Genomic DNA, 25,980 nt, shown 5'->3' on the forward strand with positions numbered 1-25,980 from the left:
GCTTTTCTCGGTGACCTCTGTGTTCTCTGTGGTTAAATCTTTATCAAACAAACGAGCTGGTATGCATTCTTGAAACGGATGCAGCACTCAATCGCCAATCATCGCCCCGCCGCGCGAACGCGCCGCCACAATCCGCACGCGTCGCCCCTCGAGCTTGATCTTACCCGCCGCCAACAGCCGCAATACATGCGGATAGGCCTCTTTCTCAGCCTCGAACACCCGACCGGCGAGCGTGTCGGCCGTGTCGTCGTCGAACACCGGCACGGGCTGCTGCCAAATGATCGGCCCCGCGTCATACTTATTATCGACGAAGTGAACCGTCACCCCCGTCACCTTGGCGCCGTACTCCAGCACCGCCTCATGGACGCGATGCCCGTACATCCCATGCCCGCAGAACGCGGGAATCAGCGACGGGTGAATGTTCACCACGCGCCCCGCGAAATCATCCGGCACCGGCGCGAGCTTGAGGAACCCCGCCATCACCACGAAGTCGACGCCCGCCGCGCGGCAGGCGTCAAAAATCGCGTCACCATACGCCTGGGCCGAAGAAAAATTCTTACGCACGAAAATCTCGGTCGGCACGGCCGCATCGACGGCGTACTGCAACCCGCCCGCGGTGGGACTGCTCGAAATCACCATCCGCACATCGACCGGCAGCTGCCCCTCAGCAGCCAGTTCGAGAAAATTCTTCAGCGTCCGCCCGCTGCCCGAAATCAGCACGGCGATTTTCAGCGGTGGTTCTGTAGAAGCGTTCATTTCACCACCCGAATATAGACGTCAGCCGAATAGTCGCCGATGGTTACCTTGACGGGCTCAACGCCCTGAATCGGCGCGGGCGTCACTCGAACGGCGAGCGTCTCGGCAGCGATGTACTCGCTAAACATCTCAACCGCGGCTCGCAATTCTGGCGAGTCGGTGACGACGCCGACCTCGATCCGGTCCGTGAACTCGCACCCCGTCTCCTTCCGGCGATCCTGAATCACCCGCACGAGGTCGCGAGCCAACCCCTCAGCCAGCAGCTCCGGCGTCACCTCGGTCGCCAGCACCACAACGACCCCCTTGTCGTTCGCCGCCGTCCACCCCGGCTTCGCTTTAAAGCGGATTTCCAGCTCCTCCGGCAGCAATTGCACCGCTTCGCCGTCGATCACGAGATCGACCTTGCCGTTGTCGCGCAAGTTGGCGAGCAGTTCCGCCCCGCTCTGGCTCGCCAGCGCGGGCTTGATCTTCGGCATCAGCTTGCCGAGCTTCTTGCCGAGCAACTTAAAGTTCGGCAGCACTTCGTGCTCAACGTACTTGTCCGGCTCGTCGCTAAACTCAACCAGCTTCACGTTCAGCTCTTCGGCAATCACCGCCGCATGCTCTTCGAGCCACTTTTGATGCGTGTTGTCGGCCAGAATCACTTCCACCCGCGCGAGCGGCTGCCGCACCTTGAGGCTCGCACTCGTCCGCGCCTGCCGGCCAAGCGACGAGATATGCCGCACCAAATTCATCCGCGCCGACAGTTGCTCGTCGATCGCCGACGCATCGCCCGTCGGGTAGTCGCACAGGTGAACGCTCTCCGGCGCGCCCCCCGCTTTCCCGCCGCTTAGCGGCTTAGCGACCAAATTCTGCCACAAGCTCTCCGCCAGGAACGGCGTGAACGGCGCGATCAACTGCGCCGTCGTCGTCAGACACTCGTAGAGCGTCCAATACGCATCGAGCTTCTCCGCCGATTGTTTGTCGGCCGCCCAGAATCGATCGCGGCTGCGACGAACGTACCAGTTCGACAGCGCATCGACGAACTCAGTGATCGCCCCGCACGCTGCGAAGTTGTCGTAGGCGTCCATCCGCTCGACGACGATCGCCGCGGTGCGGTTCAGCTCGCTGAGGATCCAGCGATCGAGCTCGCTGCGTTGAGCCAGCAGCCGTTTGGGCGCCGCGCCCGGAACGCGTGGCGTTCCGGCTGAGGACGAATTCCCACTGCCCACCGGACTGAACCCATCGATGTTCGCATAGATCGTGAAGAACGAATACACGTTCCACAACCGCAGCAAAAACTCCGGCACGCTGTCCTTGATCGACTGCTCGCTGTATCGAATCGAAGTCCACGGCGGCTGATTCGCAAAGAAGTACCACCGCAGTGCGTCGGCGCCGTACTTGTCGAAAATCTCGTTCGGCTCGCGGTAATTCCGCTTGCTTTTGGACATCTTCTGCCCATCCTCGCCGAGCATGAGCCCGAGGACGATGCAGTTCTTGAAGGGGTGGGGGTACGGGACCGTCTTCGTTTCTCGATAGGGAACGACGTTGTCCTTACCAGTTACTTTCTCAACCACTTTGGCCAGCATTGATTCGTGCGAGCTCTGCTTTCCCCATAAAAGCGTGCTGATGGCTAGTTGGCTATAAAACCAGCCGCGGGTTTGATCAATCGCCTCGCTGATGAAGTCCGCAGGGAACTGCGAAGAGAATCGGTCTCTAGCTTGGGATGGCCCTTCCTCTCCGCGATATCCCCATTGGGCGAATGGCATTGCCCCGCTGTCATACCAACAATCAATTACCTCGCTAACGCGTTCCTTTCTGCCGGTTCCCTTGCAGTCGCACGTTGAGGAGCATTCGTAGGTGATAGCGTCGATGTAGGGCTTATGAACTCGTAGATCATCGACAAGATTGGGATTAGCTCGCTTGGAATTATTCCAAACTTCGGTTCCCCTGACACCAGGCTTATCGAGAAGCTCTTCATAGCTGCCGATGGCTTCCTTCTTTCCCGTCTTGTTGCATACCCAAATCGGCAACGGCGTCCCCCAAAAGCGCTCCCGGCTTAATGCCCAGTCGACATTGGATTCGAGAAATTTGCCAAACCGTCCATCGCGGATATGATCAGGTAGCCAATTGATCTTCGAGTTGTTTTCTATCATTGCCTCCTTCACGGAGGTCGTGCGAATGAACCAACTTTCTCTCGGATACTGAATGAGCGGATCCTCTTCCGCTCTCCAGCAGAACGGGTAGTCGTGAAGATATTGTTCTTGGTGGAACAGCAACCCACGTGATTTCAAATCACGTGTAATGTCTTTATCGCAGTCTTTTACCCATCGACCGCGGACAAACTCGGGAGCCTCATCGGTGAACTTTCCGTCAGGGCCAACCGCGTTCAGTAGCAGTGGTTCCGTATCGTTGTTGAACTGCGATCGCTCATCTTCGAGGACTTCAAAGTCTGCCTCGCCGAAAGCGGGTGCGATGTGCACTAAACCTGTGCCGCTCTCAGTTGTTACGAAATCAGCAGCAACAATTCGCCAACTTGTATAGCTACTGCCGCCATTAGCCAATTGAGCCATCGTGTCGTATTTGTCACGATAGCATTCAAAAGGCGGGATGTATCTTTCCCCAATAAGTCCTGCGCCATCAACGGGTGAAGTGTCCGCTCGAAGTTTGCGCTTGGTTTTGTCGGCGAGTGTTCCCAATAGTTCCGCTGCAACTACAAATTTCTCTCCGCTCTCTTCATCTATTGCAGTGACATACTTGATTGCTGAATTAACTGCGACGAATTGATTGCTTGGTAAAGTCCATGGAGTAGTCGTCCAAACCAGTAAAGACTCGTCAGTAGGTTCGCCGTCTTTGTCGAGTAACGGAAATTTGACGAAAACGCTAGGATCCGCCACCTCGCGGTATCCTTGCCCCACCTCGCCGCTCGAAAGGGCCGTCCCACCCTGGGCCCACCACCAAACGATCTTGTGCCCCTTGTACAGCAGCCCGCGGTCGAACAGATTTTTCAGCGACCACCAAACGCTCTCGATAAAGCTCTGGTGATACGTCACGTAGGCGTGCTTGAGGTCGACCCAAAACCCAAGCCGCTCGGTGAGCCGCTCCCACTCGTTCATGTACCGCCAGACGCTCGCCTGGCACTTTTGGATGAACGGCTCGATCCCAAAGTTCTCGATCTCTTCCTTCGAGTGGATGCCGAGCTCCTTGCAAACCTCCACCTCCACCGGCAAACCATGCGTATCCCAGCCCGCCTTGCGCTCGCAGCGGTAGCCGCGCATCGTCTTGTAGCGCGGGTAGAGGTCTTTGATCGACCGCGTCAGGCAGTGCCCCGGGTGCGGCATCCCGTTCGCAGTCGGCGGCCCCTCGAAAAACACAAACGGCGGCGCACCGTCCCGCGCATCGAGCGTCTGCTGGTATACGTTCCGCTCCTTCCAGAAACGCAGGACGTCGAGCTCACGCTCGGGAAAGCCGCGGTCTTTGTCGACAGGTGGGAACATGTGCAGCGCGAGTGGTGACTGGTGATCAGTGACTAGTGAACTAAAGCGCTTCTAGCCCCGGGCTCCGCCCGGGGGTCGCGCCGCCGGCCGCAAGGCATGGTCGTGGATGACGGCCCCGCAGCCGTAAACGCTTTAGTTTAGGGCATTTCGGGCCACGAACCCAGGGGAGCAGAGAGCAGAGAATCTACCCCGCTCCGCGCAGCTTAACGGAAAAAATGCAGCCGGACCGCCACGCGGTCCGGGCGAAGCGGAAGTTGCTCCACAACCGCCGAGTCGTTCGGCATCGCACCCGGAGGCCGTGGGCCTCCGGCTACTCCCAACCGGTCGCCGCTTCGCCACCCGCGTCCTGCGCGCCATCTTCCGCCGCATCAGCTTCAGCTTCCGCCTCCACCAGCACCTCGCGGACCTTCTTTCGCGCGGTCACATAGTACGCCGCCCCGATCCCCGCTACGACGTACGTCATCGCCCGATAGCAGATCGCCACCAGCAGCCCGTCGCCGACGCGGCTGCCGACCGCCGCGTACAGCTGGTTCATGGCCGCTTCGAACGTCCCCAGCCCGGCAGGAGTCAGCGGAATCGCGCCGGCGCACAAACTCAGCGGCCCAATCAAGAACGTTGCCGCGAGGGTCGGCGCTGCCACCGGCAGCCCTTGGCCAATCAGCCAAATCGCCAACACGAGCGACACATGCGTGCAGCAGGCAATCGCAATGGCTGCGAACAGATAGCGCCGTTCATGCCGATAAGCGTCCGCCGCGCCGAAGAGCCGCGCGAGCGTCTGGCCGACGAGCGGAATCTTGTGGAGCTGATCGCGCACATGCGGCCCAGTGAGCGCCGGCGTCATCAGCAGCCCAATGCCGACCGTGCCGATGGCCGCAAGCGTCACCACCAGCGTCGTCAACGTCTTTAACTCGGCTGTGAGCGGCGCGGCCTCGCCAGCTGCGATCGTGCCGGCGGTCGCCACCAGCAGCATCGCATAGAGGCCGACGACACGGTCGATGATGACGCTCGCTACCGCCTCCGTCCGTTTCCCCGGATGCTCGCGAGCGACGACCATCGCCTTGAACAGGTCGCCGCCGACGCTGCCGAGCGACACCTGGCTCAGCAGATGGCCCAGGGCCCCCAGGCGAAACGCGTCGCGAATCGAAAAATCGAGTTTCAGCGCCCGCACGAGCACCTGCCAGCGGACCCAATTGAGCGAGATCCCGAAAAGGACGAGCACCTGGGCAAGTGCGAGCCGGTCCCAATGCTTCGGCTCGTCGATCAGCCGCGTGAAGACCCCTTCGCAGCGGAGCCGGTAGATGAGGAAGCTGAGAATCGCGACGGCGATCCCCATCTTCGCCAACCCGACGGCGACCCGCCGGCGATGATGCGTCGGGCGAGGAGTGTCGGCGGGCATGGCAACCTAAGCGGAGCAAGAAGCGAAGTCTTCAGTGTGACCAGAACGCAGCCCAATCACCAGAGCGACGAACTGGTCGCTTCAGCGACCAGTCGCCCCGCCAGAACGCGTCGTTCGCCTCCCAGGCAGACAATCGTCAAAATCCGCAAATAATGCTTGCTTTTGGCCGCCAAGATCCAGACAATGTACAAAAGTATAGGCGTCCGCTGCGTTGCTCGCCGTTGTGATCGGCGGATGGCATTTCGGACCCCGATCCCGTTTACCTCCGCAAGCTGCTGTGGGCGGGCTGCGGCACGGCAGGGGCAGAGCCCCCACCCATCGATTCTCCGTTGAAGCTGCTCGGCTCTTTGGCAATTGACGGAACTCTTGGCACTCTCTGGGAACAGCCCGAGAAGGGTGAGGTATCCGCATGCGCCAAGTTCTGACAATGCTGGTTCCACGCCGAACGCCGGCAACTTCGCGACACAAATGTTTCTGTCGCGTCACAAACGACAGAATTCCGGTCGAGTCAAATCGTAAGTGCTTTACTAATAAGATGTTGCGGTTGATTCATTCTGTCGCCAAAATCGCATTTTAGTCGCTGCCCGCTTAGCGACAGATTGTCCGCTGGGCCCGGCCGACGTCCGGCGACTGCGATAACCGGACCTCGTCGCAGGAACTCAGGAGGATTAAGGAGGAGACCCCTGAGCAAATGCTAGCGGTTTGCCCGGCGGCAATTAGCGTGGAGATAGGCCCGCAGAGTTGACGCAGGCCATTTCTCTTCGCAGCGGATCCACGCACCAGAGGCAGGACTAATGACGGACCTCGGACGCTGAGCAAGCGTCCAGCCCTTCATCATTCGCCGTCGGCTCGCCATCGCGACCGGCGTTCAATACGTCCACCTTGGGATTTGCCTCACATGATTCACAGACACCGCCCGGGGCGCCGCGCGCTTGCGTCGTCCCTTGCGGCCTTCGCCCTCGCGATCGCCACAACTTCGCCGCTGCAGGCCGCCAGTTCGCTTTCAGGGTACGCCTACATCGACCGCAATAACGACGGTCAACTCGCATTTGCCGACGCTGCACAGCCCGAATGGGTTCTCAGCGGCGTTGAAGTGAAGCTCTACAGCATGTCGGGCTCGACAGAGACGTTGCTCTCGACGACGACGACGAGCAGCATCGGCGAGTACCTGTTCAGCGGGCTATCGGCAGGGACTTATGCCATCCGCCAAACGCAACCGGTGGGTTACCTCGACGGCATCGACACGCTGGGGATCATCCGCAACCTGAACAACAACCAGGTCCCCGCTGGCGCCAACGTTGGCTCGGTGGCAGCCGATGCGTTCTTGAACATCGCGCTGCCGGCCGACTCGCGGGGCAACTTTTACAACTTCGGCGAGCGCGGGTTGCTGCCCGGTCACGTCTCTAAGCGGTATTTGCTCGGCACGGCCCCTCCCATCGTCACGGCCCCCGATCCCGAACCGGCCAGTTCGGTTCCTGAACCCTCGACTGCTGCTCTGCTGGCGCTTGGCTGGTTCGGACTGACGGCCGCAAGACGCCGCTCGGCGCGTTGACTGTTTGCATGCGCGTTTTTCGCTTGACTCGCCGCTAGCTCTGGTCGCAGCGCGGACGGGTTGCGGTCTGCGCGTCCACCGGTCCGCCTCTACGGTGCGGCGCCGGTCAGGATGAAATTGCGACGCGGCGCCAGTTTCGGGCGAAACTCGGCCTTTTCTCTGCCGACTGACCAAAGTATCGCCTCATGCGCGGCGTTATCGCCTCCGCGGTACGGTCATTGCTCCTAGTGCAGCATTCAATCTGCAAGATCGCGTTACTGGGCGGCCGTGCTTTCTAACGACGCGATCCACCGTGGAGCCTACGCGCTCCCATTCTCGGAGGAGGATATTGTGATGACGATGACTAGAAAATGGATTGGCGCCTTTATGCTAAGTGCCCTCGGCGGCGTGATCGCCGGGCCAGCCTTGGCGCAATCGGGCGTCGAGTCGAACACCGGACAATCAACAGCCGATCGCGCGGGTCAGCCGTCAAGCACGGCTGGCGCTGGCGCCACCAACGGGACCGCAGGGCGGGCAAACACGGGACAACCGGCGACCGGGTCATCGGCGTCGGCTCACGGCGATAGTTTGGACCAGAAGATCGCCGTCTGCTTGCTGCTTGGCAATCAGGAGGAAGTCGCCCTGGCGCAGTTCGCTGAACAACACGCGCAGAACGAAGAAGTCCGCCAATTCGCGAAGCAGATGATTGAACATCATCAACAGGCAATTTCGCAAATTCAACAGGCGGCTCCCGAAGCCGCCTCTCTGAACCTGCAGTTGCAGGGAGGGGCGGAAGGTCACGCCGCCGCCGGCGCGTCGGGCGTTCGCACGGCATCTGCCGAAGAATTGACCGCGTCGAATCGGCCGGGGGCCGACTCGACGAACGCGGGCGCTAGCCGTAACTCAAGTTCGAATGCCGCCAACGGTGCAACGAGCAACAGTGCGGGCGCCGGCAATGCCGCTGCCGGAGGTCATGCTGGTCACGATCAGCGCGCCATCCAAATGGCCCAGCAGATCAAGCAGGAGTGCCTCAACCTGACTCAACAGGAACTCTCGGAGAAGCAGGGCGCCGAGTTCGACAAGGCCTATATGGGTCAGCAGGTCGCTGCTCACCTGGGCATGCTCGCTGAGCTCCGCGGCAGCAAGAATTTCGCCAGCAAACAGTTGCAGCAAGTTGTTTCCGAGGGCGAGCAAATGACTCAGAAGCACCTCGACGAAGCGAAGCAAATCATGTCGCAACTAAAGGATCAGCAAGGTGCCCAGGGCCAGACGCCCCAAACCTCGCAACGTCCCGCAGCGACGACCCGCTCAGCTCGCTAGTGGTTGGCTGTGAAGTGGAATCTTCGTTTGACTTGACCGAAGCCCGGCGAGAGAGGCAACTCTCGCCGGGCCTTCGTTGTTTTCTGGACCTACTTTGACTCTCGGGCGGCCGCGATGATCGCGGTCAGGCTCCGCTCGACGTCGTCGCTGGTCGTCGCCCAACTCGAGACGCTGATCCGCATTGCCTTGCGTCCTTTCCACACCGTCCCGCCGCACCAGCATTCCCCCGAGCGTTGAATGCGAGCGATGACGCGCTCAGTCGTCGCTTCATCCTCGAAGCCTACCAGCACCTGATTGATGACGACTTCGTTGAGGACCTCGATGCCAGCAGCGCGTAAACCCGCGGCAAAGCGGCAGGCGTGGTCGCTGCAACGATCGACTAACTCCGCGAGCCCCGTGCGGCCAAGCGTCCGCAGCGCTGCCCAAACATCGATCGCCCGCGCTCGCTGCGACGACTGCGGCGTGTGATGCATGGGATCGAGTTCGCCGTCCGGCAAATAATCCGCGCGGGCCGACATACTCGGCCGCAATAGCGCCGCGTCGCGAATCAGGATGATGCCAGAGTCGTACGGCACATTGAGCCATTTGTGCCCATCGGTCGCCCATGAGTCGGCGTCAGCGATGCCGGCCGTGAGGTAGCGCCGCGTCGGCGAAGCGGCCGCCCAGAGGCCGATAGCGCCATCGACGTGGACCCAGCCGCGTCGCTCACGAGCCCAGTCAATGATCTCGGGGAACGGATCGAAAGCGCCCGTGTTCAACTCGCCGGCCTGCGTCACGACGATCAGCGGCCCATTAACGTGCGGCAATCGCGCGGCGATGATGCGACCTTGCTCGTCGGTCGGCACGATAGTCGCGCGCTTGCGGCCAAGCCCGATGATCGACAACGACTTGGCGATCGTCGAGTGGGCCTGGTCGCCCACGACGACGGTCACCGGAGGAGCGCCAATCAGACCGTCCGCTGCGGCATCCCAACCCGACTGGGCCAGCACGAAATCTCGTGCCGCGGCCAAGCCGCAGAGGTTGGCGACCGTCGCGCCGCCGACGAACATCGCTTCGGCGCCTCGGGGGAGTTGCAGCGCCTCGACGAGCCACCGCGATGCGACCGCTCGCACGCGACTCGCCAGTGGCGACATGGCCGACAGCGCGGCATTCTGATCCCATGCCGTCGCCAACATGTGGGCCGCCATCGCGCCCGGCAGGACGGCGCCGTTGACGAAGCCAAAATAGCGCCCCCCCGTCGTCGCCATCGTGGCAGGCGACCCGATGCGGTCGAGGAGGTCGAGCGTTTCGGCCGCCGAACTCGGTTGCTCGGGAAAAGGCTCGTCGAATGACGCTAGGGCGGCGAGCGCCTCCGCTGTTGGGGCTACGCCGCGCGCGTCGAGGTTTGCATGGTAGGCGGCTGCGCGCTCCGCCGCATCGCGGATCAACGCCGAAGTCTCGTCCAGGTCCATCGACAAATTCGACCTGCCGGCGGCAGAGCAGTCAACGCGGCCACCGTCGGCACGGCTTAAAACGTTACTTCCAGTCCCGCGTCGGCGCCATGAGCGACGACGGTCGTGCCGAACATTCCCGGATTGGCCGGTTGCGTTCCGCCGCCGGCCTGGACCGGCGGCAGATTGCGAGGATCGGTTGCCAGTTCCGGCGGCAGCTGCGAGGCCGCCTGGACGGCGTCGTTCCAAACGATGACGTTGTAGCCGAACCGTGCGCTCACCCGCGGCGATATCTGGCACCCGACGCCCAAGCGAAAGCGTGGAATGACCGTTGCCTTCGTATCGTTATAGTTGCCGATATTGGTGACGCTCGACGTGAGCAGACCGCCGGGGTTCGACGTCGATCCGGCGTTCGGGACAGTCGTCGTCGTGCCGCCGTTGATCGATACGTCCCGGATGTTGCCGCCCACGGCGATGGCGGCGAGCCCGTCGATCCACAGGAAGCCTTCCTGCCGCCGGCCCTGCAGCCCAATTTCACCCCCATGGAATTGGTTGCGGGCCCCGAACTTATCCTCGACGAGAACCGACGTGCCGGGAACCAGCGGCGTCGTCGTGCCGTCGAGGACCATCAAATCTTCATTAATTTGCAGCGACGAGTTGTGTTGATAGTAACGGTAGCCGCCGACAACGGTGATCCAGCTGCTTGTGCCGCAGGAGGTTGAATCGCCGCAACTCCAGAGACATTTTTCCAGTCCGAGTCCGGCGCCCTGGAACTGGCTGGTGCTTTGGACGTGAACGTTTCCCGCTAACTGATCAGGCACGTTCACCATTTCGGCGTCTTGCGTGCCCAACTCGCTGTTGAAGAAGGGCCTTGCGTAGATGATGCCGTCATCGGGGCCCAGGCTCGAATTAAACCCGTTGTCGCCGATGCGGAAGTAGTCGCCGATCACGGCCAGTCCGCAGGCGGGGTCGAGCCAGAATCCGCCACTCAGGGCGAATCCCGATCGCCATTTGTCGGTCAGCTCATCGCCGCCGACGAGTACGGTGGTAGTCGGCTGATCGAGCCGACCGGCCGTGGCGGGCGAGGTTCCGTCGGGGCTTGAGGTGACCAACGGCGGCGCTTCGGCGCCGGTGACTTGCCAATAAAGGTACTCGCCGCGGAGCCAGAACCGGTCGCAACCGTTTCCTTTACACGACCCGTTACAGCACTCGCCGCAGGAGTCGCAGCAGAGATCGGCAATGCCGCAGACTGGTTCGCCGCAATCGATGGCGTGACATCGTCGCGTGCCGGCGACGCTGGAAAGTACCGAAAGTACGCAAAGCAGCGCAGCGCGCCGCTTCGCCGCAGCGATGAAAAGCATTGGATTCCCCCCCAGGAATTCTGAACGGCAACCAGCGTTCGTTGAGAAGAGGCGCCGGTTCTACGGGTCGCCGTGGTTGCGTTCACTATTCCTATCGGCGGAACATGCACGTGCGATTGACCGTGAGTTGGGCGGCAAAGGCCCTCGAATGGGTTTCGCGCGTGAAGATGGGTCGAGTTTTCCGGCATGCCGCGGCGGGCCCCCGCATCCGGCCGTGGGCCCGATGGTAGCCGTTGCAGCGGTTGCGCCGCAAAGGGTCTCCATGCTGCAATCGTCGCCGTCTGCCGCCGATCTACTACTGGAGTGGGTCGATCGAAACCCGCCGCGAACCTGTTCTGGCCCCGCCGCCACCAGAGGTTTTCGCCATGAACGGCGGGGCCCTCGCCCAATACGAGGTGCGTTGACAGGTCGGGAGCCGCCTGATAATTTCGATCGTCTGGCAACGGCCTTGCCAGCAACGGGGGATTAGCTCAGTTGGGAGAGCGTTTGGCTGGCAGCCAAAAGGTCAGCGGTTCGAACCCGCTATCCTCCACTTCGACGTAACTTTCTGTCGGATCTTGTTTTAAGCTCCGACCGCAGCGCCCCGCAAATGTTCATCTCGCGGGCGGCTGTCTCTCCAGGAAGGAGGACGAAGGCTCTCAACAGGTCACGGCAGCCAAGTTGGCGACTTCTGCCGCTGGCCGCCCCAATCTGGCAGGAAGCTCGTTTGAGCTGCAGTCTCGAGCGGCCCACCCTTCAGGTCCACATCAGGCTGCTGAATGGCAAGCGTCGCTAAGCTGCGGCCCGCCTACCAACAGATTGCTCTGATGCCACCCCAGTTAGCTCATTGAAGGCGGCTCTAGCAACGGCGGCGCGCTGAGAGTCTGCCAGGATCTCGCGCACCTGAGCAATTGCGTAGCGCTTGCATTGAGCGCGAATGGTAGGGAGGCCGAACATCGCCAAGGCGATCGCCACGGCGAGAGTTTGAAAGCCGATGCGATACGCATCGAACGCGATCAACGTGAAGCTCGTGAGCGTGATCACGAACGTCGCCTCCACTCCTACCCAAAACCACGACCAGGCGTCGAGCGCTTGGTAAACGAGCTGTTGGTCAATTTGCGCGTGCGCGCCGTTAACGTATGGATAAAACGCTTGACGCATGATGTGGTGGCGAGCGCGCCGTCGCGGTTCGTCGCCGCGAGCTTCGAGGTCGACGCCGAGGCGGCGTCCGAATTCGGCGAGAATCACCTCGGTTTCGAAACTTTCACGAATGCCCAGCCAATCCGAGATGCGGGCATGCAGTCGAAAGACGCGCGCAAGAATCCCGACGAGAAGCGCGGGCAGCAAGTAGCCGCCGGCGATCGGTAGCAGCTTGTCGACCCGTGAAGCAATCGCAAGGTCAATTTTGCCCAAGGAGGCATCGATAGCAGGCACGAACAAGCGCAGCATCCAAACGCCGGCGAGCGCACAAGCTGTCGTGAACCAGAAGATGCGATTGAGCATCGACTGGTAGTCGGTGATCGGCGCCAAGGGATTGAGCGACATCAATACGCACGAGTGAGCGGTGCGCGACTGCGGAAGAGCGGTCGCGTCGATGGGAGAATGGCGGCGGACTGTACCAAACTACCGGCCGCCGCTTAAAGACCACCTTGCGGCGACCGGACCCCTAACACGACGTGGGTTGCCTTTCCCGCTCAATTTGCCGTTAGGTTCCCGTTGTGGGTATAGTTTATGAGGCGAAAACCGTTCTTGTCGCGGCGTGCCAGCATGTAGGCAGCCTTGCCGCCGACCTTTCCGGCGACGCCTGTGAGGCGCCTAGGTCGATGGGCGTGAGGCGCCGGATAGGGCCGCTCAGCTGATTTTTCGTAAGCATTTCCTGACGAAACCAAGTCGCGAAGGCTGTGAACGTTGACTTGAATGAAGAGGCGGGCCGTCATTGCAAACGATGAGACGCTGAGACCGCCGTCTGACCGACTCGTCCCGTGCGAGGATTCTGTTTGTTAACGCTCATTTTCATTCGGCCGACGCCGGCGCAGTTGTAGTAGACGTTCTAACAGTCCAGAGGCAGCGAACGAATGCGCCAGTGGTCCTGCATCCTTCCGAGAAGAATCCTGTTGACGGTCTTCGCGGCGTCGCGCCTCTTCTCTGAGACGCGGGCGGGCGTCGACTTCGAGCAGGAGGTGAAGCCGCTCATTGAGTCGGCCTGTTTGCGCTGCCACGACGCGGACCACGACGAGGGCGGGCTGCGGCTCGACTCACTGCATGCGGCAGGCGAATCGATCGTGCCCGGCAACGCAAAAGACAGCTCATTCTACGCACGCATGCTGCTGCCGGCCGACGATGAGGGCGCGATGCCGCCGGATGGGCCTCGGATCGATCCGGCGCAACTTGAAGTCGTCCGACAATGGATCGACGATGGCGCGAACTGGCCAGCGGAGGCAAAGCTAACTCCACGGCCGCGAATTGACTTCGTTGCTCATGTGCAGCCCATCTTGGAGATCAATTGCGTTTCGTGCCACAACGAGGAAAAGGCTGAAGGCGAAGTCAATCTCACCACTGCCGAGGCCGTTGCTGCACCTGACGGACTACTCGTCCCGTTCCGTCCGCAGTCTAGCCTGCTTTACGTCGTCGTTTCCGCAGCGAAGGATGATCCTGCGTTGATGCCTCCGCCAGATCATGGCGGTCCGTTGGCTCACGAAGACGTCGAGACGTTGCGGCTCTGGATTACGCAGGGCGTCTCATGGCCGCGAGATGCGAAGCTAAAGGTACGTCCGCGATCAGAGCCGTCGGGGCGGCCATCTTCGCCCGACGACATGGAACTCGTGCGGCGCATCCACGCCAAGATCGTCGCGAACGATCGTTCGCGCACCGATGCTGAGATGCAGGACTACGCGGCGGAGGTGCCGCAGACTGGCGCCCCTTATGAAATGGTGGCGATTCAAGGCGGCGAGTTCGAAATGGGAAGTCCGTCCGAGGAATCGGGGCGGCAGGATGACGAAGGTCCGCAAGTCGCGGTGCGCGTCGACCCGTTTTGGATCGGTAAGCATGAGGTGAGCTGGGACGAATACGAACCGTACATGCTCACCGGGATCGAGCGGATGAAGAACGGGACGCGCAAGGACTTTGACTGGGGGCGGCATACCGACGTCGACGCCGTCAGCCAGCCGACGACTCCGTACGTGGAGATGAGCTTCGGGATGGGGCAGTACGGGTATCCCGCGATCAGCATGACGCAGCATGCCGCCAACAAATACTGCGAGTGGCTGAGCGCGCAAACGGGCGAATTTTACCGCTTGCCCACCGAAGCTGAGTGGGAGTACGCCTGTCGCGCTGGGACGACGACGGCTTACTCTTTTGGGGAAGATCCAGCAAATCTTGACGATTACGCTTGGCATGAAGCCAATAGTGAGGAAAAATACCAGCTGGTCGGCGAGAAGAAGCCCAATCCCTGGGGCCTCCACGACATGCACGGTAACGTGGCGGAGTGGACGATCGACCAGTATGTGCCCGACTACTTTTCCAGACTGAAGTCCGGAGCCGAGAATCCGTTCATTCGCCCCACCAAGTTGTATCCGCGTAGCGTGCGCGGCGGCGGGTGGGCCGACGGTCCGGAACTCCTGCGGTCAGCAGCCCGACGCGGGTCGGAAGCCGCATGGCAGCAGCAAGATCCGCAACTTCCCAAAAGCTTGTGGTATTTGACCGACGCCCCGTGGGTCGGTTTTCGCATCGTACGCCCTTTGAAGACGCCTTCGGCCGAAGAAATGCATTTCTACTGGAACTGTTCTTCGCCGAAGCCCTAGTTGGCCCGGGCACTTATCACGTTCCGAACACGATTGATCAGGTAGGAGCACGCCATGCAACGCGAAGAATCGCAGGCTGACCGTCGTCACTTTATCAAGGTCGCCGGGGCAGTCTCGGCGCTGGGTGCGCTCAAGGCGCCGCATGTCTTCGCTAACGCCGGGTCAGACCACGTGCTGCAGCTGGCGCTTGTCGGCGCCGGCGGGCGCGGCACTGGCGCTGTCGCCGACGCGCTGACGGGCGCGGGTTATCCGATGAAGCTGGTCGCGGTGGCGGACGTGTTTCCGCATCGTCTCGCGGAGAGCCTCGACACGCTTAAGCAAAACTTTGCCGACAAGCCAGAACTGATCGACGTGCCCGAGGATCGCCGTTTCATCGGATTCGACGCCTACAAGCAGGCGATGGACGCATTGCGACCCGGCGACGTGGTCATTTTTGCGTCGCCGTTGGCGTTCCGTTGGGTCCACTTTCAGTATGCTATCGACAAGGGGCTCCATGTATTCATGGAGAAGCCGCTGGTCGCAGACGGACCGACGGGCAAGCGGATGCTCGAGCTCGCCAAAAAGGCCGACGAGAAAAACTTGAAGTGCGGCGTCGGACTCATGGTGCGCCACTGCCGCGGCCGACAGGAACTGCATAAGCGCATCCAAGACGGCGAGATCGGCGACATTGTTTGCGCCCGGGCGTACCGCATGCACGGTCCCGTCGGCACCTGCTTCACGGCGGCCAAGCCGGCGGACAAAGACGAGTTAATGTGGCAGATTGAGAAGTTCCACAGCTTTATCTGGGCCAGCGGCGGTTTGTTCAGCGATTTCTACATCCATCAGATCGATGAGGTCTCGTGGATGAAGAACGCCTGGCCCGTGAAAGCGCAGGCGCTCGGCGGCCGTCATTACCGCGGGGATTTCGTCGATCAGAATTTCGACAACTATGCCGTCGAATACACCTTCGACGATGGCTCGGTCTTCTTCTTCGATGGTCGCACGATGCTGGGATGCCGCAACGACATGTCGAGCGTCGTGCTGGGGTCGAAGGGATCGGCGATCGTTAGCACTTCGGGGCATCATCCCGGCAAGGTGCGGACCTACAAGAGCTTTGGGCAAGATCGCGACAACATGCTGTGGGCCTATCCGCAGCCCGAAGAAAGTCCGTACCAGTTGGAATGGAAGGACCTTGTCAAGGCGATCGTCCACGACGAGCCGTACAACGAGGTGCCGCGCGGCGTCGAGGCAAGCCTGGTGACCAGCATGGGACGCATGGCGGCGCACACCGGCCAGGAAATCACCTATGAGCAGATGCTGAACTGTCCGCACGAAATGGCGCCGGGCGTGGCGGACTTGGCACAGACGGGGGCGGCCCCGCTGACTCCTGATGAGCAAGGGCGGTACCCTGTGCCGAACCCGGGCAAGGAGCGACGTCGCGAGTACAGCGATAAGGTCTGAGTCTTCGCAGGGATCTCCTGCTGAGAGGTGAGCGGAGCGAGTGCGACGTGGCGTCGAGTTGGCGAGCCACGTTGGCGCACCGTCGAGGTACGCGCGGCCAGCTGCCGCAGAGGGCGATCTCGCGCGTGATGCGCCATATGCAGATCGATCCTCCTGCGCGCATGCTAGCTCTCCGCGTGTGGGCGGCCAGCGGGACCATGCGCTGTTCTTTTCGCGCCAGGGAAGGCGTTCGCGTCAGGATGACGTTGACGAAGGCGCCCAGAATCGGCTACGACTCCGCCGCGAACGACTGACTCGGATGCAGTCTCCCTATCGATGCGCGCGCTAGATCCCACTCAGCGGTCGTCGGCACTCAACGATCGGTGTACTCATGGCAGCCAAGCTGACCGTCCTTATCCCGTGCAAGAACGAGCGAAAGAACATTCGCGCTTGCATTGAATCCGTCGCCGGGATCGCCGATGAATTGCTGATCGCGGATTCGGGATCGGTCGACGGGACCATCGACGTCGTGAAGTCCCTCCACGGCTGCCGCTTGATCGAACGCGAGTATCGCAACTCGGCTGATTTTAAGAATTGGGCGATCCCGCAAGCTCGATTCGACTGGATTCTGCTGCTGGACGCCGACGAAAGGATCACCCCCGCGCTGGCGGAGGAGATTCGGCGGACGCTGGCTCAGCCCGATGAGCAGATCGACGGCTACGCGATCGGGCGCTTGAATCACTTTCTTGGGCACCGAATCAAACGCTGCGGTTGGGACAATGATCGCGTCATTCGTCTTTTCCGTCGCGACGCTTGCCGTTATCGCGAACGCTGGGTGCACGCTGAGATCAACTTGGACCGGGGCCGCGTTGCGACCCTTCGCGAGCCGATGCTCCATTACACGACTTGGACGTCGGATCAATACGTCGAGAAACTCAACCGCTACGCCGGCTGGGGAGCGCTTAATGCCGTCAATGAATCGCGGAGACCGCAGGCGCCGAGCATGGCAACCCTAGCGCTGATCGCGCCGCTGCGATTCTTGCAGTTGTACATTTTGCGACGCGGCTTTCTCGATGGAGTTGCCGGGCTTCAGGTTTGTATGTACGCGGCCTTCTATTCGTTTCTGAAGAAGTCGAAGCTCTGGGAACTCCATCACGCCATTCCTCAACCCGACCCCGAGGCGACTCGCAAAAGTGGTTTAACCGAAACTTCGTCGCATGTGGGATCCGACATTCGCAATCCAGCGGCCTAGCCTAGCTTTTTACGGCGCTGACACGCCAAACGTGCGAATCTATGTCTACCGACGTTCTCTGGTCTCAGGACGCGAATGTAATTGAGTTCGAGCCGCACGACGGCGATCTTGGCGAAGGGCTTCGGTCGCTTGGCTTGACGAGATATTTAGCCGTCACCGCGTCCGCGCGGCTGGCAGAAACGCTGGTGGCAGGCGGCGCGCTCCCGCGCGAGCAAGTCTCCGTCAGCGACGACGCCCGGAGGATCCGCTGCAACAACGCCGACGTGCTGATTCTTAACGGTTGGACCGGCTTGAAACTCGCCCATTGGCGGAGCGTTCGCCACGCGGGATGGGTGGCGGTTCCCCTGCGATTCGATCTCGCAACGCTGTGCGCCGCTGCGATCGGAGGCTGTCGCTGGCTCTCGGGGAACTTCGCGCGCCCGCGAGTTCTTTTACTCCCAGACAGTCGGCGCAGGTTGCTCTGTTGGCGCAATCGCCGGCGAGCCGTGACCGGAGCGAGGCGCTTCATCCCGTTCCAACTCGGCGTCCAAGGCTTCCTCGCGCAACTAGTCGGAGAACGTCGCCAGCACGTCATCCTGCGCTGGTTTGAGTCCCTTCCCACGGTGGCGCCCGGCGAGGACCTCGATCTGTTAATCGCGGACGACGATTTGGAAGCCGTGGAAAGTCTGTTAGCGAGCGGTCCAGGACTTCAAGCCGTCGACTTGTATACGACCACCGGCCTGCCGCGAACGGACTTTCGCAGCCTGCCCTACTATCCGCCGGCAATTGCCCAGCAACTGCTGAATGCCGCCATCGAGCACCGCGGCCTGTGCCGAGTTCCGACGCCCGAGCATCACTTCTTGAGTCTGGCCTATCATGCCCTCTATCACAAAGGGTTCAAGTCAGGCCTGCAAACGTCTGGCGCCAGGCATCTAGCAGCGGCCCGGTCGGATCATGATTATGCGGACATTCTCAGGCGTCTTGGAGCCGTCGTCGGTTACAGCGGAGACGTCGATCTCGAATCACTCGACGCGCATCTGGCGACCAAAGGATGGCGTCCGTCCCACGATATGATGGTCCGCCTGGCGCGCCACAACAAATGGCTGCGCCTTCGACTCGCCAACGAACGCCACGGCGAAGCCGCTGCCAACCTGGCGGTCTTCCTTCTGCGCGAGCGAGGCCTCGATCGCGGCGGCGTGGTGCGCGCTCGACGGTTGCTGGAGTATCACGGATTTCAGGTGACTCACGCACACCAGCTGGACCCGACGCAGGCAACTGCTGCCGCGCATGCGATCCGCGGCGGTAATTGGGGGGCGGGGCCTTGGCCCGTTTCAGGCGGCCTTCCCGCTGCGATTCTGATCGCCCACGATGCCAATCCAATGCCGCCGACGCGTCGGCAGCGAAAAAAGTACCCATTCGTGGTGAACGCGAGAACGCTATGCAAGGACGTCATTCGGGATGAGTTCAATCGCGACGCGCCCAACGAACAACGTTGCAACGTCATTCACTCCAGCGACAACGGCCGCGAGGCGATCGAATACATCGAGGCCATCTACGCCGAACGCGCCGCCGAGATTCTGGACGAAGTGCAGCGGCGAGTGCGCACGCCGAACGGCGCAGCCGCTGTCCTCGCTGACGTCACGAAGTCTGGGCGCCGCGCCAAGGTGGAGGTCGTGAATTACAACGGACGGCTCGTCGTCAAGAAGTCGTTCAAGCCGCAGATGCTGCATTTCCTTGAGCGTGAGGTGCGGTTTCTCGCCGCGGCCGGCGGCAAGATCGCCAGCGTTCCTCCGCTCGTGGCGCGCGGCGATTCGTGGTTCATGATCCCTTACTACGACGACGTGCTGCAGTACCGTCGCTCGTCGGGAAGGATGTTGCCCCTGGACGTCGCCAAACAAGCCGTGGAAGCGCTGCACGACATCTATGACGCCGGGTTCGCCCTTGTTGACGCGAGCATCGATAACTTGCTGGTCGACCGACGGGAAGGCCTGAAGCTGTTTGATTTCGAATTCAGTCACCAGTACGACCGCCGTCCAAAGACCTTCGAAGAGAGTTACGACGTCGCGGGATGCCCGAGCGGATTCGAAGGCGACTTGCCGATTCAAGGCTCGAATAGTTACGAGCGAAACTGGCAACCCTACATCGGCCTCAGCCTGAACAGTCTCCTGTACGATTCGCCCGGTCAGCAACGCGTCAAACGGGCACTTTACTTTGCGACCCACGCGCATCGATTCCTGCCGCGGCGAGCGCGCGGTTTCATTCGCGCGGCCACCTCATCGGACGCGTCGATCGCTCGCCCTGCGGCGGCGGAACCCGTGTCCATGCCGCAGTCGAAGGCCGCGTAGCGCGTGGAAGCCCCGGCGAGCGTCGCTAGCAGAGCCAGCATCAAGTTTGACGGCTTGCTCTCCAAGCTTCCAGTTCTTAACGCCAAGGCTCGATAAGTCTTCACGAAGGGGGCGACGGCTCATTCCATATGGGGCCGATCGCAGCTATATCGAGCTACGACCAATAGCGGCGACCATTCTTAGGCGCTGATGACGAGGCGATGATCCCTGAGGTCGTCGTTGCTCTACGCCAAAAGTGCGCCCCCCCATGGCACGCGAGACTGTCCAGCAGTCGACGGTGGGGGGCACGTATGCGAATCTCGGTCGTCCTGGCAACGTACAACTCCCCCCAGTGGCTAGAGAAGGTTTTGTGGGGCTATGCTGTGCAGACCCGTCGCGCCGACGAGATTGTCATCGCCGACGATGGATCGACGCGAGAGACCCTGCTGACGATCGAGCGCTTGCGCCGGGCATTTCGACTGCCGCTGAAGCACGCGTGGCACGAAGACAATGGCTTTCGCAAATGCGAGATCCTGAACAAGGCAATCCTCGCCGCCACGGGCGACTACTTGGTCTTTTCAGACGGCGACTGTATTCCGCGACGCGACTTCCTGGCCGTCCATGCAGCTTACGCGGCGCGCAAGCGATTTCTATCGGGGGGCCTCGTTCGCTTACCCCTGCCGTTGAGCGAGCAACTCGACGTTAACGACGTCTTCTCGGGACGCGCTTTTGCCGCGTCCTGGCTGTTGCGCCATGGTTTGCGACCGGACAAGAAGTGCTTCATGATCGCAACGCCCAAGGCACTGGGCGGGGCCATGGACCGGCTGACGACCACGCGAGCGACTTGGAACGGGCACAATGCGTCGGGATGGCGTGACGATTTGATCCGCGTGAATGGCTTTGACGAGCGCATGGGTTACGGCGGCGAAGATCGTGAACTGGGCGAGCGCCTGGTGAACCTCGGCGTCCAGCCCATGCAGATACGGCATCGCGCCGTTTGCATTCACCTGGAGCATGGTCGGGGTTACGTCGATGCGGACGTGATCCGCTGGAACATCGCGCATCGAGCAAAGGTCCGGCAGCAACGCGCGACGTGGACCGAATTTGGCATCCGCAAAGAGGCAGCCGCGGCAACTCAGCGGGATCGCCTGCCGTTCGCGCCCGCCATCTCGCTTTCTGAACGTCGAGCGGCCTAACTTGCAAACTGCCGTCGTCATTGTAGACATTCTCGTCTAACTCTTCGGCCGGGCCGCGAAGGCGCGTTCTGATGCGCCGCGACGTCGCTGCCCGAACAGCGCCCCGTTCGCGCGCGTACCGGCGCGAAGCTGGGCCGTCATAACCCGCGCGACCCGCACCGTCTCCACTTCAAGTTCAACTCCCGGGAATTACTATGAACAGCTGGCCCAAGCCTTACATGGCCCTCATCCTTCCCAGCCTGCCAGCGGCGATCGTCGCGGTCCGCCGGGATCCAGCAACTCGACGCGCGTATGAAATCGAAGCTGCAACGAGTCATCGGCGCCTTCATCAACGGATCTAGCCGGCGCGGCCCGCGGGCGCTGAAGCCAGAGACGCTTCGATTTGAGACGCTCGAGTCGCGCCGGTTCTTAGCGGCGGTCGCCCTCACCGACCTCTCCGTTACCCAGGGAACAGGCGAGAAGCCGCAATCCAAAGTTTGGGAATACGACAATCAGTGGTGGACGGTAATGCCCTCGTCGGGAGGCACGTCGGTCTGGCGTCTTGACGGCACAACGTGGACGCAGTCGCTACAGCTTTCCACCAGCACCAGCATCTCGGCCGACGTGAAGTCGGTGGGCAATCTTGCTCACATCTTGTTGTTCGATGGGGCCGCCAGCCAGCTGGCCAGCATCGAATACGATGGCGCCGGCAACTACGTTCCCTGGACAATGCGGCCGCAGCTGATCGATCTCCCGCTCTCCGGCGCCGAGACGGCGACGATCGATCTCGATACGACGGGTCGCCTGTGGGTGGCTGCCGACAACGGCAGCCTGGTGCAGGTGCGCTACGCCGACGGACTCTACCAGAGCTGGAGCAGCCCGATCACCGTGGCCTCAGGAATCAGCTCGGATGATATCTCCGTGATCACGGCCCTTCCGAACGGGACGGTCGGCGTTCTCTGGTCGAATCAAAATACGAAGCAGTTCGGCTTTAGCTATCACGTCGACGGCGCGGCGCCGATGGCGTGGTCCGCAGACGAGACGCCCGCGAGCGCGGCGGCGCTGAATACTGGCGGCGGGATGGCGGACGATCATCTGCACGTCGCAGTCGCCGCCGACGGGACGCTCTACGCGGCTGTCAAGACGAGCTACGACAGCGGCGGTCAAACCAAGATCGGGCTCATCGTCCGCCGACCGAACGGCCAGTGGGACAATGTCCTGTACCCAATCGATACCAGCGGCACTCGCCCCGTCGTGCTCTTGAATGAGACAGCCGGGAAACTAATCGTTGCCTACGCCGCGAGCGAGGGTACCGCGAACATCGTCTACCGAGAGTCGACGCTCGGCTCCATCAGCTTCGGTCCGCGGCAAACGATGATCAGCGGGTCAATTCAGAACGTCTCCAGTACGAAGCAGAATTTTAGCGACGAAGTCGTGCTCATCGCATCCAACGGCAGCACGCTGAAAAGCGTGCTTTTCAGCTTTGGATCCATCGTGATCAACCAACCCCCTAGCGTCGACGCGGGGGCGGATCGAACCGTGACCATTGCCGCGGGAATCACGCTCAGCGGCAGCGTTCAAGACGACGGCCAACCTGGCGCGACAACTGTTGGCTGGTCAAAGTTAAGCGGACCCGGCTCCGTCGCATTCGACGATCCGTCGAAGTTAAACGCCAAGGCGACGTTCTCGGTTCCCGGGACCTATGTGCTGCGCATCGTTGCGACCGACGGCCAAGGCTTCGACGCCGATCAAATGACGATTGTAGTCGAGCCGCCTGCGCCCGACCCCTCTCCCAGCCAGGTGGTTTCGGCTTCGTTCCAGGACGGCGTTGCTGGGTACTCGGGAACGCGGGATACGATGATCCGCGCGCTGAATGCGAACACCAATTACGGTACGCTCGCCACGCTAGAAATGGACGCCAGTCCTGACATCGCCAGTCTGGTCGCTTGGGACGTTTCCGCCATCCCGGCGGGCAGCACAATCATCTCGGCGGCGTTCGAATTGTTCGTCGCCAACACGACCGTCCATTCATTTGGCGTCTATGCGATGGAACGTGCGTGGGACGAACTCGGCGCGACGTGGAACATCGCACAGGCTGGGCAGTCCTGGGCGACGGCTGGCGCAAGTGCCGTTGCTGATCGCGACGCAACTTCCCTAGGCGCGATCTCATCGCGAAGTACGGGCACGGTGCGAGTTGAATTGAACGCAGCGGGGCGATCGGCGGTCCAGGAGTGGATCAACCATCCCCTGGCGAATCACGGTATGATCTTCCAGAACTACGGCGACGCCACCGATGGACTCGACTTCCGGTCGAGCGAGACTTCGACCGTCTCGCAGCGTCCGCGATTGCTGATCACGTATAGCACGCCGACTTCTCCGCCCACCGAACCGCAAAACGCGGCGCCGATCGTGAACGCCGGCGCGGACCGAACGATCGTTGCAGGGCAGTCGATGACTCTCGCTGGAACCGCAGTAGACGACGGAACTCCCGGGCCGCTGACTCTCCTGTGGTCGAAGCAGTCCGGTCCGGGAACTGTAACGATCGGCAATAGTGGCTCGACGTCAACGCAGGCGTCATTTTCGACTCCTGGCGCCTACGTGCTCCGACTAACGGCAAGCGACGGCGCATTGTCGACTTACGATGAGCTCACCGTCACCGTCGTTCCTGAGACGCCGACAAACCTGGCGCCGACGGTGAGTGCGGGAAGCGACCGAACCGTAGCCTTAGGCTCGCTGGTGACGCTCAACGGCTCGGCTAGCGACGACGGGTTGCCCGGCGCTTTGACGACGGGTTGGATGAAGATTTCGGGCCCAGGCGCCGTCACCTTCGGTAATGCGGCGAGTCCAACGTCGACCGCGAGCTTTTCGCAAGCGGGAACCTACATTCTGCGTCTCACGGCAAGCGACGGCCAGCTAAGTGCACAGGATGACGTGACGATCACGGTGTCATCGCCGCCATCGAACACGCCAGTCACCGCATCGTTCCAAGACGGCGTCGGCGGTTACGCCGGAACGCGGGACACGATGCTGCGCGCGCTCTCTGCGTCAACCAATTATGGTTCGATCAACACGTTGGAAGTCGATGGCGCACCAGACATCGCTAGTTTGCTGAGTTGGGACCTTAGCTCCATACCCGCCGGCAGCACGGTGCTTTCGGCCACGCTTGAGCTGTACGTCACCAACACCACGCAGGACAATTACCAGCTCCTGGCGATGGAGCGGGCTTGGCGGGAGTACGAAGCGACGTGGAATCAAGCGGGAAATGGTCTCTCCTGGACGGCGCTCGGCGCTAGTGCGACAGGCGATCGCGCTGCACCAACATTAGGAGTCGTATCGCCGCGCAGTACTGGTCGCTACGTCGTCACGCTCAATGCAGCCGGTATCGCGGCAGTGCAACGATGGGTCGACAATTCGACAATCAACTTCGGATTCGCCGTTCAGAATTACGCGAGTGCCGCCAACGGACTCGACTTTCGCTCACGCGAGGCAACTGATGCCGCCCAGCGCCCGAAGTTAGTCGTGTCGTATCAACCGGCAGCTAGCTCGGGCTCAGAGACGCCGCCCGTCGTCGAGGCTCCCAGCAACCAACCGCCCGACGTATTCGCCGGCGTCGATCGCACCGCCGCAGTTGGCGTCGCGATCACGCTTAACGGCATCGTCAACGACGATGGTCCGATCGCCAGCGTGTCGGTTAGCTGGAGCCGCGTGTCGGGTCCCGGCGCCGTGCAGTTTTCTAACGGCGGGTCTGCCACCACGTCGGCCACATTCTCTGCTCCTGGAAGCTATGTGCTGCGACTAACAGCGAACGATGGATCGTTGACGGCCCAGGACGATGTTTTCGTAGAAGTGACCGCGGCCCCGCAGGCGAACCAAGCGCCAAGCGTCTCCGCCGGGGTAGATCTGACGGCTCGCCAGGACGTGGGAATCTCGCTGACAGGAAGCGTTACCGATGACGGACCTTCAGCGGGCGTGATGACCGTGTGGAGCAAAACCGCGGGCCCGGGCAGCGTCACTTTTAGCGATCCGCAATCGTTGCAGACGCACGCGGCGTTCTCGACTCCGGGCGTCTACGTGCTGCGTCTCACGGCGGACGACGGCAGCGCCACCGTATTCGACGAGGTATCCGTGACGATCGAAGCGACAATCGCCGCCGATCCAACGCTGGTCGGCGATTGGGAGATGGAAGCCGTCACCGGGGGCGCGATTGCCGATTCATCAGGGGCCGTGCGCTCGGCGAGCATCGTCGGCTCGCCGTCGCTTGTCCCGGGCTTGTCCGGCAATGCGCTCAACCTGAGTAAAGGCGATCGTTTGCTGGTGGACGACGCGCCAGCGTTAAATCCTGGCAGCCAGATCACCATCTCAGCATGGATCAAGCCGGCGGCCAGCGGTACGCAGTACGTCGTCCGCAAAGGGCGACAAGATGCAACCGACGGTTACGAGCTTGGGCTGAGTTCAGACGGCAAGGTATTCGTCCGCTTCGATCAGGCGACCAGCGGCGACGCGTTTCGCGTCAATAGTACGTCGAAGCACCCTACTACCGGCACGGTCTGGCTGCACGTCGCAGCAACCTATGATGGCTCGACGATCAAGCTTTACATCAACGGCGTGTTGCAAGCCAGCAGGAATGCCGTGTTCCAAATTGCGGGCAATACGCTGCCGCTCTCCATCGGTGCGCAGGACGATGGCTTGAGGGGATATACCGGCGCCATTGATGGCGTCAAGCTCTTCAACCGAGCACTGAGCGCAGCGGAGATCGCGGCGCTGAAGGCAAATGGGTGAACG

The 25,980-nt window shown here is 61.5% G+C and carries 14 protein-coding genes and 1 tRNA gene; 9 read left to right on the forward strand and 6 right to left on the reverse strand.

Annotated features, from left to right (window positions below):
* Positions 1–87 precede the first annotated feature (87 nt).
* The 3 genes from purN to I41_RS10525 all read right to left on the reverse strand — a co-directional run bounded on the left by purN (position 88) and on the right by I41_RS10525 (position 5,628).
* Positions 88–756, reverse strand: coding sequence for a phosphoribosylglycinamide formyltransferase (purN, locus tag I41_RS10515; RefSeq protein WP_145432502.1), 669 nt, complete (start codon positions 754–756; stop codon positions 88–90).
* Entirely contained in the window at positions 753–4,232 is a 3,480-nt protein-coding gene (locus tag I41_RS10520; protein ID WP_145432503.1) for an isoleucine--tRNA ligase, read from the reverse strand. The genes purN and I41_RS10520 overlap by 4 nt, the downstream gene beginning before the upstream one ends.
* A 310-nt stretch (positions 4,233–4,542) precedes the next feature.
* Entirely contained in the window at positions 4,543–5,628 is a 1,086-nt protein-coding gene (locus I41_RS10525; protein ID WP_145432504.1) for a lysylphosphatidylglycerol synthase transmembrane domain-containing protein, read from the reverse strand.
* Between the two features lie 898 nt (positions 5,629–6,526).
* On the opposite strand from I41_RS10525, the gene I41_RS10530 reads away from it, so the two are divergent.
* Both I41_RS10530 and I41_RS10535 read left to right on the forward strand, forming a co-directional pair.
* Positions 6,527–7,180, forward strand: coding sequence for an SdrD B-like domain-containing protein (locus I41_RS10530; protein WP_145432505.1), 654 nt, complete (start codon positions 6,527–6,529; stop codon positions 7,178–7,180).
* A gap of 333 nt (positions 7,181–7,513) precedes the next feature.
* Positions 7,514–8,479 (forward strand): DUF4142 domain-containing protein, encoded by a 966-nt coding sequence (locus I41_RS10535; RefSeq protein WP_145432506.1) that lies wholly within the window; start codon positions 7,514–7,516, stop codon positions 8,477–8,479.
* Between the two features lie 89 nt (positions 8,480–8,568).
* On the opposite strand, the gene I41_RS10540 is transcribed toward I41_RS10535, so the two are convergent.
* Both I41_RS10540 and I41_RS10545 read right to left on the reverse strand, forming a co-directional pair.
* Positions 8,569–9,930, reverse strand: a complete 1,362-nt coding sequence (locus tag I41_RS10540) for a pyridoxal phosphate-dependent decarboxylase family protein (RefSeq protein WP_145432507.1) — start codon at positions 9,928–9,930, stop codon at positions 8,569–8,571.
* Positions 9,931–9,986: 56 nt separating this feature from the next.
* Positions 9,987–11,270, reverse strand: a complete 1,284-nt coding sequence (locus I41_RS10545; RefSeq protein ID WP_145432508.1) for a BBP7 family outer membrane beta-barrel protein — start codon at positions 11,268–11,270, stop codon at positions 9,987–9,989.
* Between the two features lie 459 nt (positions 11,271–11,729).
* Between I41_RS10545 and I41_RS10550 the strand changes: the two genes are divergently transcribed.
* A tRNA-Ala gene (locus tag I41_RS10550) sits at positions 11,730–11,802 on the forward strand.
* A 239-nt stretch (positions 11,803–12,041) separates the two neighbouring features.
* Here the strand turns inward: I41_RS10550 and I41_RS10555 are convergent.
* Positions 12,042–12,794 carry a hypothetical protein gene (locus I41_RS10555; protein ID WP_145432509.1) on the reverse strand — a complete coding sequence of 251 codons (753 nt, stop codon included), beginning with the start codon at positions 12,792–12,794 and terminating at the stop codon, positions 12,042–12,044.
* 569 nt (positions 12,795–13,363) lie between these two features.
* Here I41_RS10555 and I41_RS10560 point away from each other — a divergent pair.
* From I41_RS10560 to I41_RS10585, 6 genes are all read left to right on the forward strand, one after another.
* Entirely contained in the window at positions 13,364–15,049 is a 1,686-nt protein-coding gene (locus I41_RS10560) for an SUMF1/EgtB/PvdO family nonheme iron enzyme (protein ID WP_210421152.1), read from the forward strand.
* A 54-nt stretch (positions 15,050–15,103) separates the two neighbouring features.
* Complete coding sequence (locus tag I41_RS10565) at positions 15,104–16,489, forward strand: Gfo/Idh/MocA family protein (RefSeq protein ID WP_145432511.1); 1,386 nt, start codon at positions 15,104–15,106, stop codon at positions 16,487–16,489.
* Positions 16,490–16,859: 370 nt separating this feature from the next.
* Complete coding sequence (locus I41_RS10570) at positions 16,860–17,720, forward strand: glycosyltransferase family 2 protein (RefSeq protein WP_145432512.1); 861 nt, start codon at positions 16,860–16,862, stop codon at positions 17,718–17,720.
* A gap of 41 nt (positions 17,721–17,761) precedes the next feature.
* A complete protein-coding gene (locus tag I41_RS10575) occupies positions 17,762–20,044 on the forward strand; it encodes a BUD32 family EKC/KEOPS complex subunit (protein WP_145432513.1) in 2,283 nt (760 codons plus the stop codon).
* 290 nt (positions 20,045–20,334) lie between these two features.
* Positions 20,335–21,219: a glycosyltransferase family 2 protein gene (locus tag I41_RS10580; protein WP_145432514.1), complete on the forward strand. Its 885-nt coding sequence runs from the start codon at positions 20,335–20,337 to the stop codon at positions 21,217–21,219.
* A 291-nt stretch (positions 21,220–21,510) separates the two neighbouring features.
* Positions 21,511–25,977, forward strand: coding sequence for a PKD domain-containing protein (locus I41_RS10585; RefSeq protein ID WP_145432515.1), 4,467 nt, complete (start codon positions 21,511–21,513; stop codon positions 25,975–25,977).
* Positions 25,978–25,980 lie beyond the last annotated feature (3 nt).

Origin of the sequence: Lacipirellula limnantheis, assembly GCF_007746075.1 — a bacterium.
In the GTDB taxonomy this organism is placed as follows: domain Bacteria; phylum Planctomycetota; class Planctomycetia; order Pirellulales; family Lacipirellulaceae; genus Lacipirellula; species Lacipirellula limnantheis.

What these genes read in the sequence shown, in the direction of transcription:
- purN (WP_145432502.1), bottom strand. Translation starts at nt 756, where the DNA reads ATGAACGCTTCTACAGAACCACCGCTGAAAATCGCCGTGCTGATTTCG.
- I41_RS10520 (WP_145432503.1), bottom strand. Translation starts at nt 4,232, where the DNA reads ATGTTCCCACCTGTCGACAAAGACCGCGGCTTTCCCGAGCGTGAGCTC.
- I41_RS10525 (WP_145432504.1), bottom strand. Translation starts at nt 5,628, where the DNA reads ATGCCCGCCGACACTCCTCGCCCGACGCATCATCGCCGGCGGGTCGCC.
- I41_RS10530 (WP_145432505.1), top strand. Translation starts at nt 6,527, where the DNA reads ATGATTCACAGACACCGCCCGGGGCGCCGCGCGCTTGCGTCGTCCCTT.
- I41_RS10535 (WP_145432506.1), top strand. Translation starts at nt 7,514, where the DNA reads ATGACGATGACTAGAAAATGGATTGGCGCCTTTATGCTAAGTGCCCTC.
- I41_RS10540 (WP_145432507.1), bottom strand. Translation starts at nt 9,930, where the DNA reads ATGGACCTGGACGAGACTTCGGCGTTGATCCGCGATGCGGCGGAGCGC.
- I41_RS10545 (WP_145432508.1), bottom strand. Translation starts at nt 11,270, where the DNA reads ATGCTTTTCATCGCTGCGGCGAAGCGGCGCGCTGCGCTGCTTTGCGTA.
- I41_RS10555 (WP_145432509.1), bottom strand. Translation starts at nt 12,794, where the DNA reads ATGTCGCTCAATCCCTTGGCGCCGATCACCGACTACCAGTCGATGCTC.
- I41_RS10565 (WP_145432511.1), top strand. Translation starts at nt 15,104, where the DNA reads ATGCAACGCGAAGAATCGCAGGCTGACCGTCGTCACTTTATCAAGGTC.
- I41_RS10570 (WP_145432512.1), top strand. Translation starts at nt 16,860, where the DNA reads ATGGCAGCCAAGCTGACCGTCCTTATCCCGTGCAAGAACGAGCGAAAG.
- I41_RS10575 (WP_145432513.1), top strand. Translation starts at nt 17,762, where the DNA reads ATGTCTACCGACGTTCTCTGGTCTCAGGACGCGAATGTAATTGAGTTC.
- I41_RS10580 (WP_145432514.1), top strand. Translation starts at nt 20,335, where the DNA reads ATGCGAATCTCGGTCGTCCTGGCAACGTACAACTCCCCCCAGTGGCTA.
- I41_RS10585 (WP_145432515.1), top strand. Translation starts at nt 21,511, where the DNA reads ATGAAATCGAAGCTGCAACGAGTCATCGGCGCCTTCATCAACGGATCT.